The 13723-nt window shown below is 68.1% G+C and carries 10 protein-coding genes; 9 read left to right on the top strand and 1 reads right to left on the bottom strand.

Features of this window, described 5'->3' with window-relative positions:
• Positions 1-29 precede the first annotated feature (29 nt).
• The 9 genes from IP65_RS08500 to IP65_RS08460 all read left to right on the top strand — a co-directional run bounded on the left by IP65_RS08500 (position 30) and on the right by IP65_RS08460 (position 12660).
• Positions 30-1763 carry an FAD/NAD(P)-binding protein gene (locus IP65_RS08500; RefSeq protein WP_156306486.1) on the top strand — a complete coding sequence of 578 codons (1734 nt, stop codon included), beginning with the start codon at positions 30-32 and terminating at the stop codon, positions 1761-1763.
• Positions 1764-1828: 65 nt separating this feature from the next.
• A complete protein-coding gene (locus tag IP65_RS08495; protein ID WP_231627614.1) occupies positions 1829-2425 on the top strand; it encodes an RNA polymerase sigma factor in 597 nt (198 codons plus the stop codon).
• Entirely contained in the window at positions 2422-3408 is a 987-nt protein-coding gene (locus IP65_RS08490; RefSeq protein ID WP_054131418.1) for a FecR domain-containing protein, read from the top strand. Before IP65_RS08495 ends, IP65_RS08490 begins: the two co-directional genes overlap by 4 nt.
• 140 nt (positions 3409-3548) lie before the next feature.
• A complete protein-coding gene (locus tag IP65_RS08485) occupies positions 3549-6383 on the top strand; it encodes a TonB-dependent receptor (protein ID WP_156306484.1) in 2835 nt (944 codons plus the stop codon).
• A gap of 152 nt (positions 6384-6535) precedes the next feature.
• Positions 6536-8554, top strand: a complete 2019-nt coding sequence (locus IP65_RS08480) for a hypothetical protein (protein WP_054131416.1) — start codon at positions 6536-6538, stop codon at positions 8552-8554.
• Positions 8551-10026, top strand: coding sequence for a tryptophan halogenase family protein (locus tag IP65_RS08475; protein ID WP_054131415.1), 1476 nt, complete (start codon positions 8551-8553; stop codon positions 10024-10026). Before IP65_RS08480 ends, IP65_RS08475 begins: the two co-directional genes overlap by 4 nt.
• Positions 10023-11570, top strand: coding sequence for an alpha,alpha-trehalase TreF (gene treF, locus IP65_RS08470; RefSeq protein WP_054131414.1), 1548 nt, complete (start codon positions 10023-10025; stop codon positions 11568-11570). Before IP65_RS08475 ends, treF begins: the two co-directional genes overlap by 4 nt.
• A gap of 180 nt (positions 11571-11750) precedes the next feature.
• Positions 11751-12113: an antitoxin Xre/MbcA/ParS toxin-binding domain-containing protein gene (locus tag IP65_RS08465; protein ID WP_054131413.1), complete on the top strand. Its 363-nt coding sequence runs from the start codon at positions 11751-11753 to the stop codon at positions 12111-12113.
• 7 nt (positions 12114-12120) lie between these two features.
• The gene (locus IP65_RS08460) at positions 12121-12660 is read left to right on the top strand and encodes an RES family NAD+ phosphorylase (RefSeq protein WP_231627613.1); all 540 of its coding nucleotides are present in this window, start codon (positions 12121-12123) and stop codon (positions 12658-12660) included.
• A gap of 4 nt (positions 12661-12664) precedes the next feature.
• On the opposite strand, the gene IP65_RS08455 is transcribed toward IP65_RS08460, so the two are convergent.
• Positions 12665-13720 (bottom strand): alpha/beta fold hydrolase, encoded by a 1056-nt coding sequence (locus tag IP65_RS08455; protein WP_231627612.1) that lies wholly within the window; start codon positions 13718-13720, stop codon positions 12665-12667.
• Positions 13721-13723 lie beyond the last annotated feature (3 nt).

Raw genomic sequence — 13723 nt, 5'->3', positions numbered from 1 at the left:
TCGGGCGCCCGTGCCGTTCATCGGCTATCATGCAACCCCTGCCTTGCGCGCCGTCGTCATCCGGCCCATTTCCCGCGTCTTCCAGCCTCCCTTCCATCGCCATTGTCGGTGCCGGGCCGACAGCCGTTTATGCGCTGGATGCGTTGCAGCGCCAGGGGCCTGCCTGCCGCGTCACGCTGCTGGAGGCGGGCGGCCAACCGGGGCAGGGCATTCCGTTCAATGCGCGCAACAATGGCGCGCATCTGCTGGCCAATATCGCCGGCTTTGAACTGCCGCCGGTGGGTGAAACGCTCAATGCCTGGGCCATGCGGCAAACTGCGCGGCGCCAGGCCGCGCTGGGCGTGGCCGGGATGGCGCACGATCCGCGCGCGTTTTTCCCGCGCATGGCGCTGGGCGCCTATTATGCCGACCAGCTGGGCCGCCTGATGGCGCCCGAGGCCGGCCCGTGTCAGGCAGAGCTGTATTGCCATGCCGAAGTGCAGGATATCGTCGCCCGCCCCGATGGCGCGCGGGTGATCTGGACCCAGCGGGGCCAGCAGCATGCCGCCGATTTCGACGCGGTGATCGTGGCCAGCGGCTATGGCAAGCCCGATGTCGGCACGCGGCTGGCCGGGGCGAGCGCCCGCACCGCGCGCGGGCGGCGCGTGGCCGTGATCGGCAGTTCGCTAAGCGCGATCGACGCGGCGGTGGAATTGGCCGTGCGCCACGGGCAATTCCACGAACGCGCTGATGGCACGCTGCGCTATGCGATGGAGCAGCCCTTTGCCGTGACGTTCCTGTCGCGCCATGGCCTGCTGCCCGAGGCTGATTTCTGGGTGCCGGAACAGGCGCCGCCGCTGCGCCACTGCACGCCCGCCGCGCTGGCCGCCACCGTGCACGGCGCCGATGGCGATCTTGACCGTACGTTTGCCCTGTTCGCCCGCGAACTGGCTGAGGCAGACCCCGACTATGCCCGCACGATCGACTTGCCGACGTGCGACGCTGACAGCTTTGCCACGCGCCATTTTGCCGCGCGCATGGGCAGCGATCCCTTTGTCCATGCCCGCGCCAACCTGGCCCAGGCGCGCGACAGCCATGCCCGCGCGCAGACGATCGCCTGGCGCCACGCCATCCTGCGCATGCACGAAGCCTTTGCCACCATCGTGCCCGACTTGAGCGAGGCTGATCTGGCGCGTTTTTCGCGTGGGCTGAAACGCGTGTTTGTTGATAATTACGCCGCCGTGCCGCACCTGTCGGTGGCGCGCCTACTGGCGCTGCACGAAGCCGGCGTGCTGATCGTGCAGCGGATCGGCCGCGATGCCAGCATGGCGCGCGCGGCCGATGGTGGCTGGACGATCGGCGCCGCCGACGCGGTCGAGCGGTTTGACGAAGTGATCGACGCGCGCGGCCAGGCGCCGCTGGGCTTGGAAGACTTTCCCTTTCCCACGCTGCGCCTGCACATCTGCGCGCAGGCCCTGGCCGAAGACCGCCACTGGCATGAAGGGCTGGCGCCGGCCCAGGGCCATGTACTCGATCCTGAAGATCCGGCGCTGTCGCGCGTGCATGTGCTGTCGCTGCCGTTCCTGCTGCATCGCCATCCGTTCATCCAGGGCTTGACCGAAAGCGCGGCCATGGCGCGTGCTTGCGTCGCGGCACTGGGCCGCCGGGCCGAGGCCAGCGCGCGCGGGCGTGATGATATCCATGCCGCGCTGGCCTGGCTCGATCGCACCGATCCGATCTATCAAGGCACCGACGTGTTGATGGTGGCGCGGCCAACGGCCTGACGCATCGCGAAAATATTTTGGGCGGTAGGATGACGGAAACGCCTGCGCGGTGCATCGGTGTGGTGATGCCTGCAATGTCTTCGTTCCTGATCGGTTGGGTCAGCCGCCATGTGCTGCCGCACGAGCGCGCGCTGCGCACGTGGCTGCGCACGGCCTTTCCGGCGATCGACGTCGATGACGTGATCCAGGAATCCTATTGCCGGCTGGCCGGGCTTTCCAGCGTCGACCATATCGATGATCCGCGCCGCTATTTCTTTCGCATCGCGCGCAATATCGTGCTGGAACAGGTGCGCCGCGAACGCGTGGTGCGGATCGAGGCGGCCAGCGGCCTGGCAGTGCTGGAACAGGGGGCGGTGGACGAGGAATGCAGTCCCGAGCGGATCGTGGCCGGGCGCATGGCGCTTGAGCGGGTGGAGCGCCTGATCGATGCGCTGCCCGAACGCAGCCGCCGCATCGTGCGCATGCGCAAGATCGATGGCCTGCCCCAGCGCGAGATCGCCGCGTCGCTGGGCCTGAGCGAGAACGTGGTCGAAAACGAAGTGGCGCGCGGCCTGCGCCGTGTGCTGGATCAGTTGACCGAGGGCGAACGCGCCGAAATGCCCACGCGCCGCAGGCGGCGCCCGCTGTTTGCCCGCCCCGCGCGGCAGGGAGACCGGCCATGATCGACCACGAAGATCCCATCACCAATCCGATCGATGCGCAGGCCTGCCAATGGGCGGCCGCGCTCGACCGGGAACTGGGCGCACAGGAAGCGGCCGGGCTCGATGCCTGGCTGGCGGCCGACCCGCGCCATCGCGGTGCGCTGCTGCGGGCGCAGGCGGGCATGGCCCTGCTCGATCGGTGCCGCGCGCTGGGCACGGGGGAGGGCAGCGGCGATGATAGTGCTGTTGCCGAAGAGGAAGACGCGCCGGCTACCGCCGCATGGCGCACCACGCGCCGCCAGGCCATGGCGCTGGCCGGGGTGGGCGTGGCCGGTGGCCTGATCGGCGCGGGCGCGCTGGCGCTGTGGCCGCAGGGTTCGGGCATCCGCACCCGCATCGGCGAAATGCGCCGCGTGCCGCTGGCCGATGGCTCGATGGCCGTGGTCAACAGCGGCAGCGAATTGAGCGTGTCGTTCACCCGCCGCCGCCGCGACGTGGAACTGGCGCAGGGAGAGGCCTGGTTCCAGGTGGCCAAGGCGCCCGACCGGCCCTTTACCGTCACCGCCGGCCGCGTGCGGGTCCAGGCGGTGGGCACCGCGTTCAACGTCCGTCGCGCTGGCGTTGGCGTGGATGTGGTGGTGACCGAAGGCACGGTGAAAGTGTGGAGCGAAGGCGGCGAGCCGCAACTGGTCAAGGCCGGGCAGCGCGCGCGGCTCGATGATGGCGTGGGCCTGGCGGTCAGCGCGATCGCGCCCGATGCCGCGCAGCAGGAACTGGCCTGGCGCGAAGGGCAGATCGTGCTGGATGATGTAACGCTGGCCCAGGCCGCGCAGCGGTTCAACGCCTACCACGAGGATCGCCTGGAAGTGGACCCGGCACTGGCCGACCGGCGCGTGGTCGGCTCGTTCCAGACCAATGACATGGATGGCTTTGCCCAGGCCTGCGCGGCGATGGTCGGCGGGCGGGTGGAACGCGGCGACGGCGTGATCCGCATCCTGAAATAGATACATTCGAAATTTTTTGGGACCGAGCCGACGGAAAATCGTTGGCCAGTCATCTGTAGGGCCGAACGCCGCAAAGGCGTGACAAACCTTCAGGGGAGGATACCTTGCGATCGATCCATCGCTTCTGCATTTCGTCATCCATGCTCGCCGCCACGGCGGTGATCGCCGCCGCGCCGGCCCAGGCGGATGAACAGGTGCGCCAGTTCGACGTTCCCGGTCAGCCGGCCAAGGACGCCATCGTGATCTTTGCCCATCAGGCGGGCATCCAGATTCTGGCGCCGGGCACGGCCACGCAGGGCCGCCGCATCGCCCCACTCAAGGGCCGCTATACCGTGGCCGATGGCCTGCGCCGTTTGGCCGCGTCGAGCCACATGCGCCTGGTTTCGTTCGATGGGCGCACGGCGGTCTTGGCCGATGCGGGCATGCCCGATGCGCGGATGTCGGGCCAGCAGCCGCGCCTGCGCAGCGAACCGCGCCCTATGGCCACGCCTGCTGCCGCGCAGACGATCGATCCCGCGCCGGCCCCCGCCGCAGCCGAAGCGCCCGCGCCGGTCGAAGCCTCGCCCGCTGATGTCATCGTGGTCACCGGCAGCACCTCGGGCCGGCGCACGCAGTTCAACTCATCCAGCAACGTGACGCTGGCCAATGCGGCCGAACTGCAGCGCAAGGCGCCGCGTTCCACCGCGGAAACGCTCGAACTCGTGCCAGGCATCTTTGTCGAGGCAACGGCCGGCCCTGCCTCCAACAACTATTCGGTGCGCGGCTTGCGCGGCGGCGGGCAGACGTTCATCACGCTGGAGCAGGATGGCCTGCCGATCCTCTATGGCGGCGGCGGCGCGGATTTCTATTTCCAGCAGGACCTGTCGGTCGATCGCATGGAAGCGGTCGAAGGCGGCACCTCGGGCGTGCTGGCCCCCAATGGCGCGGGCGCCACGATCAACTTCATCTCGCGCAAGCTCAATTTCGACAAGCTGGGCGGGGCGGTGCGCGCCACCGGCACGACCTATTCCGATTTCCGTGCGGACGCCTATCTGTCGGGCCCGATCAGCGATGGCCTGGCCTATAGCCTGAGCGGCTATTACTGGAGCCAGCGCGGCCAGCGCCATTCGCCGTTCCGCTACAACAGCTATCAGGTGAAGGGCCAGATCGAGAAGCGGTTCGACGACGATGGCTTTGTGCGGTTGACGCTGCAACGCCGGGACGAGCACGATCCCTATTATGCCGACATGCCGTTTGCGGTCGATGCCTCGGGCAAGATCGGCAGCGTGCCGGGCACCGACCTGCGCTATGACAACGTGCTGGGCCAGGCGTTCCGCTCGATCGCGGTGCCCGATGCCTCGGCCACGGGCAATCGCCTGCGCACGTTCAGCGGCGAGGACGGCATCCACACCACCTCGTGGACCTATCGCATCGATATGGAAAAGCCGGTGGCCGATGGCGTGAAGCTGTTTGCCCGCGCGCGCTATCTTGATGGCAAGTACGATTTCAATGGCATCTTCCCGGGCAGTGGTTCGGGCACGGCGGGCCTCGCCTCGGCAGTCAACTATCTGACGCCGGGCACCTCGCCGATTGCCAGCACCCTGGCCGCCGGCGCGGCGGCGTTCCCCGGCACCACGCAGTTCGGCATTCGCGATACGCTGACCGGCAACGTGATTGCCGCCTCGGATACCGGCACGCTCAATGCGCTCAACGGCAATGGCCTGTTGCAGCAGACCGTGCTCAACCACCAGACGCTGGCGACCAAGGATTTCGGCAGCAATTTCGGCGTGACCTGGGACGCGCGCGGTGACGCGATCCAGAACTCGCTGACCGTGGGCGGCATGTATTACGACGTGCGCCAGCGCAACGACCAATCGGCCGTGGCCACCTTGATCAACGACGTGCGCGACAATTCGCATATCTATGACGTGGTGGCACTGGACCAGGGTGGCCAGGTGCTGGGCCAGCTGACCAACAACGGCATGCTCAGCTATGGCAACTGGGGCCAGGGCATCTACAACAGCCACGTCGAAAGCCTGTCGGGCTATTTCAATGACGAATTGACCGTCAACGACAAGCTGCACATCGACTTTGGCGCGCGGTATGAGCATCAGCACATTTCGGCCAACATCGGCAACACCGCCATGGTCAACGAAGCAGTGCCGGCCGGCACGCCCGGCCTGGCGCGCGACGTGGGCAGCACGTTTGACGGCACTTATACCCATGTCGCCGCCAGTTTCAGCGACTGGGCCTATACCGCCGGGATCAACTACGAGCTGACGTCCAATGTCTCGCTCTACCTGCGCGGGGCCAAGGGTTTCCAGACCAACGGCGCAGACACCGGCGGCGCCCATGGCCCGACCGACCTGACGCTCTATGAAGGCGGGGTGCGCCTGCGCACGTCGATCCTGTCGGCCTCGATCGTTGGCTTCCGCACCTTGTTCAAGAACCAGTCGTACCAGTTCATCGACCCGGCCAATCCGGCCGTTGCCGTCAACGCCCTGGCCGACAACACCACCAACGGCGTGCAGCTTGACGCCGAATTGCGGCCGACGCGGTTCTTCAGCATCACCGCCACCGGGGTGTATCAGGTGCCGCGCCTGGTGAACCTGCGCTTTGATGGCGCGGCGCAGCCGCAATACGAAGGCAACACGCCCGAACGCACGCCGAAAAAGCTGCTGACCGTGACGCCATCGTTCACGCTGCCCCATGGGCTGGGTGAAATCTATGGCCGCTGGAAATACGTGGGCAAGATCTTTGCGGACGCCGGCAATGGCGTGGCGCTGCCCAGCTACAGCGTGTTCACGATCGGCACCAACCTCAACCTGACCGACCAGCTCAACCTGGCGGTGAGCATCGACAATCTGACCAACGCCAAGGGCTTTACCGAGGGCAACCCGCGCCAGGGCCAGACGCAGACGATCGTCAACGGCTATTTCTACGGCCGCGCGATTGCCGGGCGCAACGCCTTGGCCTCGTTGACCTACCGGTTCTGAAGCCCCCTCGTGCCGGGGGCTGCCCTCCCATGGCCCCCGGCACACCCCTTTTTTTGTAGTTGGTCTTTGCTTTCTGGTTCGTCACCCCGGGTCAAGCCCGGGGTGACGATGGAGGAAAACCTAGCCAACATCGTCTCATTGCAGGAGTACCCATGATCCCCACCCGCGTGCTGGCCCCGCTTGCCCTGCTGCTGCTGACCGGGACGGCACCGGCGCCGGTGGTGGAGGAGGGGCTCAATCTCAATTCCTTCGTGCAAGCGGGCGATGTCGCGGCGCACGTTGTGCTACGGTCTGGCAGCGATCCGCGCCTGATCGTGGCGTTTCCCGCGGGCAACAGCGGCACCGGGCTGTGGTTCAGCAAGCTTGCCCAGCCGGCGCGCTGGACGTTGGCCACGCCGCCGGTGCCGGTGCACGAAGCCGACGCGCAAGGCCGTCCCTTGCGCGGGGTGCGCCTGGCTGCACAGATCACCACGCCCCGGCTCGATCTCAAGCAGGCGGTGCTGTCGAGCGTGCGCGTGCTGCGCGATTACCAGGCGCTGGGCAAGGCGCCGGCGCAAGTGCTGGTGGCGCCGCGCGTGGATGGCAACAGCGTGGTGTGGCAGCGGGACCGGCTCGATGGGCATGCCGGCTATCGCCTGGCACTGACCGTAACCCATGGTCGCGTGGCCGATGGCGCGATCCTGGCCGGGCCGGATGGGCGCATCACCCTGGCGATCACGGCGTTGAGCGGCGATCCCGCGCTCACGCCCTATACCGCGCCAACCCTGCTCACCCCGCAGGCCGCCGCCGATCCAGCGGCGCGGCGCGCGTTGCAATTCCTGAGCTATCATGAGAAATTCCTGGCCGGTTCGTGGCGGTTCAACACCTATTTCGGACGGGATACGCTGATGTCGGTGCGGCTGCTCATGCCGGTGTTGACGCCCCCTGCGGTGGAAACCGGCCTGCGCTCGGTGCTCACCCGCCTGTCGGCCGATGGCAATGTCGCGCACGAGGAAGATATCGGCGAATTTGCCGTGCTCGATCATCTTGCCGCCGGGCAGGGCGCGAGCGATGCGCCCACCTACAACTATGCGATGATCGACAGCGCGTTTCTGCTGGCGCCGGTGGCGCGTGCCTACATGGTGGACGATCCACGCGGCCAGGCGCGCGCCGCCGCGTTCCTGGCCGAGCGCGATGGCGATACCGCGCTGGGCGCAGCGTTGATGCGCAACCTGCGTCATGTGGTGCAGGCGGCCGACGCCTTTGCCCGCGATCCGCGCTGGCAAAACCTCATCGCGCTCAAACCCGGCATGGATGCAGGCGAATGGCGCGACAGCAACGATGGCCTGGGCGGCGGGCGCTATCCCTACGATGTCAACGCCGTGCTGGTGCCGGCCGCGCTCGATGCGGCGGCGGCCATGGCCCAGGCTGGCTTGCTCGATCCCTATGCCACGCCGGATGATCGCGCGATGCTGGCGCGCGTGGGGCACATGGCGCAGGTGTGGCATGACCAGGCGCCGCGCCTGTTCCTGCAAAGCGTGGATGCCGCCACGGCGCGCGCGCAGGTCGATGCCTATGCCCGGCAGGAAGGCGTGCCGGCGGCCCCCGCGCTTGCCGCGCTGGGCAATGCGCCGCTGCGCTATCACGCCATTGCGCTTGACGCCGCCGGGCAGCCGGTGCCGATTATCCATTCCGATGAAGGCTTTGCCCTGCTGATGGGCAAGCCCGATGCCGATCAGGTGGCCCTGGCCGCCGATACCATGGCGCGGCCCTTTCCCGCCGGGCTGATGACCGGCGCGGGCATGGTCGTGGCCGATCCCGCGCTGGCCCCTGCGCCATTGCAGGCGCGCTTTGGCCGCAATGCCTATCACGGCACGGTGGTGTGGTCGTGGCACCAGGCGCTGGCCGCCGCCGGCCTGGCACGCCAGGCCGCGCGCACTGATCTGCCCGGCGCGGTCTGCGCCAAGGTGCGCGGCGCGCAAGGCGCCCTGTGGCAGGCGATCGATGCCAGCCGCGCGGTGCAGAGTTCAGAGCTGTGGTCATGGAGCGTGACGGGCGGCCGCTACAAGGTGGAAGCCTTTGGCGCGCGCGGCGGCGATGCCGATGAATCCAATGCCGCGCAGCTGTGGAGCACGGTGTATCTGGCGCTCAAGCGCCCCGCGCCGGGCATGACGGGCTGCGGCCCGCGATGAGCGGCGCGCCGATTGCGTCGATCGCCATCCTGGGTGGCGGCACCGCCGGGTGGATGACGGCGGCGGCCTTGTCCAAGGCGCTGGCGCCGCAGGGCGTGGCCATTGCCCTGATCGAATCCGATGCAATCGGTACGATCGGCGTGGGCGAAGCGACGATCCCGACGATCCACTGGTTCAACCAGCTGATCGGCCTGGACGAAGCGGCGTTCATGCAGGCAACCGGCGCCACCTGGAAGCTGGGCATCGAATTTCGCGGCTGGCAGGGCGATGGCAGCGCCTATTTCCATCCGTTCGGCACCTATGGCCTGCCAGGCGATGCACAGATGCTGCCGCACCGCCTGATCCGCGCGTGGAACGGCGGGCACCCGATCGATATCGAGGCCGTGTCGCTCACCACGCAACTGGCGCGGGCCGGCGTGTTTGCGCGAAGCAGCGGCGATCCGCGCTCGCTGCTCTCGACGCTGGGCCATGCCTATCATTTCGATGCCGGCCTTTATGCCGCGTTCCTGCGGCGCATGGCCGAAGAGCGCGGCGTGCGCCGTCACGAGGGCCGCGTGACGGCGATCGACCGCGATGGCGAGACCGGTTTCATCCGCGCGCTTACCACTGAGCGGGGCGAGCGCCTGGCGGTAGACCTGTTCATCGATTGCTCGGGCCTCAATGGCCTGCTGATCGAAGGGCAGATGGCGGCCGGCTTTGAAGACTGGTCGCACTGGCTGCCGTGCGACAGCGCCTGGGCCGCGCCCACCGCCGCCGATCCGGCCGCGCCGCTGTTCACCACCGCCACGGCGGCGGCGGCCGGCTGGCGCTGGCGCATTCCGCTGCAACACCGCGTGGGCAATGGCTATGTCTTTTCCAGCCGGTTCGAAACGGCTGACGCCGCGCGCGACAGCCTGATCGCCGCGATCGGCACGCCCACGGCCGATCCGCGCCTGATCCGCTTTACCCCCGGCCGCCGCCGCCGCGCCTGGATCGGCAATGTCGTGGCGATCGGCCTGGCCAGCGGGTTCCTCGAACCGCTGGAATCGACCAGCATTCACCTGATCCAGACCGGGATTGGCAAGCTGCTGTCGCTGTTTCCGCGCCAGGACTGCGCGCCGCTGCTGGCCGAACAATACAACCGCGTGTTCGCCCAGGAAATGGAAGACGTGCGCGATTTCCTCGTCCTGCACTATCACTTCACCCAAGGGCGAAGCGAACCGCTGTGGCAGCACTGCCAGGCCACGGCTCTGCCCGAAAGCCTGGCCTACAAGGTGGACCAGTTCACCACGAGTGGGCGCCTGATGCTGCGTGGCGAAGAGTTGTTCCGCGATGCCAGCTGGTTTGCCGTCATGACCGGGCAGGGCTTGCGCGCGGGCGATCATAATCCGATGCTGGACGGCATGAGCGACATGGAAAACCTGCGCCACCTTGATGCCGTAAAGGCGGCGGTGGCCAAGAGCCTCGCCCAATTGCAGGCGGGCCGGGCATGAGGCTGCGCCCCCTCGCGCTCGCGCTGGTAGCACTGGCCACGATGGGGCAGGCGGCACCTTCGCCACAGCCCCCGCCGCAGGTATTGTTCGGTCCGCTGTTCGAAGCGGTGCAGGCAGCGCGGCTCTATCCCGACAGCAAGACCTTTGCCGATGCCACCCCGCGCGAGGCACCCGATGCGGTGATGGCTGCGTGGCGGGCGGAGCAGCCGCAGGGCCCGGCGGCGCTGCGCGCGTTTGTGAACCGGCACTTCGTGGTGCCGGCCGAGCCGGGGGCGCGGCCATCGCTGCGCGAGCATATCGCCGCGCTGTGGCCGCAGCTGACCCGCCCGGCGCTCACCCCGCCGCCGGGTTCATCCGCCTTGGCCATGCCGCAGCCTTATGTCGTGCCGGGCGGGCGCTTTCGCGAAATCTATTACTGGGACAGCTATTTCACCATGCTCGGCCTCAAGGCCGATGGCCAGGATGCGCTGATCGCCGGCATGCTCGATGATTTCGACAGCCTGGTGGCGCGCTATGGCTTTGTGCCCAATGGCACGCGCACCTATTACCTCGGCCGCTCGCAGCCGCCGTTCCTGGCATTGATGGCCGATCTCGATCCGCGCCACGATGCCGCCACGGCAGCGCGGCACCTCGCGGCGCTGCGGGCCGAGCATGCATTCTGGATGAAAGGCGCCACCGCCGCGCGCAAGAGCGGCGCATTCGCGCGCGTGGTGCGCATGCCCGATGGCAGCCTGCTCAACCGCTATTGGGACGATGCCCCCGGTCCGCGCGATGAATCCTGGCGCGAAGACGTGGCCACGGCGCGCGCGTCGGGCCGGCCGGCCGAACAGGTCTATACCGATCTGCGTGCCGGGGCGGAAAGCGGCTGGGACTATTCCTCGCGCTGGCTGGGCGATCCGGCGCGGCTGGAAACAATCCGCACCACGCAGATCGTGCCGGTCGATCTCAACAGCCTGCTATGGGCGCAGGAAAAGGCCATCGCCCGCCGCTGTGCCGAGGCGGGAGACCGCGCCTGCGCGGCCGACTTTGCCGCCCAGGCCGATGCCCGCGCCCGCGCCATCCAGCGCTGGCTGTGGCTGCCGGCGCAGGGGCGCTTTGCCGATTGGGATCGCGAAAGCCGCCAGGCCTGCCCGCGCGTTTCGGCTGCCACGCTCTATCCGCTGTTCGTGGGCCTGGCCCGGCCCGATCAGGCGCAGGCCGTGGCGCGGCTGGTGCGCGCGCAATTGCTGGCGCCGGGCGGCTTGCGCACCACGCCGCTGCGCACGGGGCAGCAGTGGGACGATCCGAACGGCTGGGCGCCGTTGCAATGGATCGCCCACGAAGGCCTGCTGCGCTATGGCGAGAGCGATCTTGCCGCCACGATCGCGCGCGCGTGGCTGGGCACGGTGCAGGCCGCCTATGACAGCACCGGCAAGATGCTGGAAAAGTATGACGTGGAAGCGCATGCGCCGGGCGGCGGCGGGGAATATCCGCTGCAGGATGGCTTTGGCTGGACCAATGGCGTGACGCGGGTGTTTTTGGAACGATACGGGGATCAGCGCTAGGGTTCGCACCACCCCCCCGACCCCCTCCTCTGAAGAGGAGGGGGAGTTAAAGCGCTGATCCTAAAGCCCCCTCTTCGTCAGAGGGGGTTGGGGGTGGTGGAAACCTAAGCTGACCCCATCTTGCAAATCCGCCATTGCCGCGTATATTGCCCCTATATCGCGGCAATTGGTGAGGCAAGCGTGGCTACGGCGTTTCTGGTGGATGTGGTGGGGCAAGGCGGGGCGGTTTCGCCCGATGTCGTCTCGGGCCGTCTGCGCATCACCAAGACCGAACTGGCCCATGCGCTGGGCCTGTCGCGCGACAGTGTGTCCAAAGCCAGCCGCGTGGCATCGCCCGCCACGCAGAAGCGGCTGCGTGACATGGTGGAGATCGTCAACCGCGTGATCCCCTGGGCCGGTTCGGAACTGGCCGCCTTTGCCTGGTATCGGTCGCAGCCGCTGCCTTCGTTCGGGGATCAGACGGCAGAGGATCTGGTCCACGCCGGGCGGGGGGAAGCGGTGAAGCGCTATCTCAGCCGCATGGCCGAGGGCGGCTTTGCCTGATCTAATCGTGGGCAATCCGTTGCCGTTCAGCCGCCTGAGCGGCGCCGTCTATCGCGCACATCATCCGCGTTGGGCGTTCGATCCGGTTTCGGGAGAAGGCGCGGCGCGCCATGGCGGGCGCTTCAATCCCGTGGGCATGCCCGCGCTCTATACCGCGCTGCGCCCGGAAACCGCCTGGCTGGAAGCGCAGCAGGGCTTTGCCTTCAAGGCGCAGCCGCTAACGCTGTGTTCGTATGACGTGGATTGCGCCGATCTGGTGGACCTGACCGACACGGCCACGCTGGCTGCCCTGGGCGTGGCCCCGGCGGATCTGGCCTGCGCCTGGGAAGACCTGGCCGATCGCGGGCACACCCCACCCACCTGGCACCTGGCAACGCGGCTGGTGGCGCAGGGTGCGGCGGGCGTGATCGTTCCCAGCTTTGCCCACCGCGCCCAGGCAGACGATCGCAACGTGGTGTTCTGGACCTGGGCCGAGGCGCCGCCCCACCAGGTGCGCGTGGTGGACGACCATGGCCGCCTGCCGCGCGACGACAGTTCCTGGCGCTAGACCTTCAATTTCTTGCCTGCCATGCGCACAGGCCCAGGCTGGCACCCTTGGCCAGCGCGGCGGGCACCTTGGCATCGGCCAGGGCTGCGCTGTGTCCGCCCTGGCACACCACGGTTTGCCCGGTGATCCCGGCCAGTTCGATCAGCACCTGGTCCCAATGGCGATATTGCACGTCGTGCGCTTCGCCGGGATAGACGCGGAAGGCGACCACGTTGGGGAAATGGTGGTGCCAGTATTCCGCCTGGTCGAGCGTGACCAGCGGATCGGCACCGCCCTGGTAGATGTGCACCGGCGCGGTAACCTTGGAAACATCGGGCGCCGCGCCGCAATAGCGCTGCATCTCGGCCGCCTCGGGCAGGGGATCGCCCATCTGTCCGCGAATGAAGAACGTGCGCGCGCCTTCCTCGAACGCGCGATCGGCAAAGCCGGGGATGCGCCGCGTCGGGCTGGTGGCGGGAAAGGCCCACCAGCTTTGCGGGTTCTGCACTTGCCCGGCAAGGGATTGCGCCAGCGTGGCGAGCGGCACGCCGCATTGCCGCCCCTGCGGATTGGTGGCTGCGGTGGCAAGCATGTGCAGGCTGATCACGCGATCGGGCATCGCCCCGGCCACGGCGGCCATATAGGGGCCACCGCCCGAAATCGCCACGCCGGCAAAGCGCTGCACCGCCAGGTGGTCGAGCACGGCGCGCACCTCGCCGGCATAATCGGCATAGGTCCACCCCGGCTGATAGGCGGTATCGCCAAAGCCGTTGCGCTCCACCGTGATGAACCGCAGCTTCAGGGCCACGCGCAGGCTTTTGAGGAAATCGGTCATTCCGCTGGCGCGGGCGCTGGTGCCGGTGCCGCCGATGAACACCACGCTGCGCCCGCCCAGGTCACCGCTGTCGGTGAAATGGACCACGCGCCCACCTGGCAGGGTCAGCGCCTGGACCGCCGGCCCGAAATCGTCGAAGCGATCGGGCAGCGGCGGGACCATTGCGGCGGGCTGGGCCGGTGCTTTGGCCAGGCCCGGGGTTGCGGCCGTGGCCGCCAGAAGAAACGCGATCATCAGGCGGCGCATCGG

The organism is Novosphingobium sp. AAP1 (assembly GCF_001295765.1).
Lineage (GTDB): Bacteria > Pseudomonadota > Alphaproteobacteria > Sphingomonadales > Sphingomonadaceae > Novosphingobium > Novosphingobium capsulatum.
The sequence above is the reverse complement of the archived record's forward strand: the minus strand, read 5'-3'. Positions and strand labels throughout refer to the sequence as shown.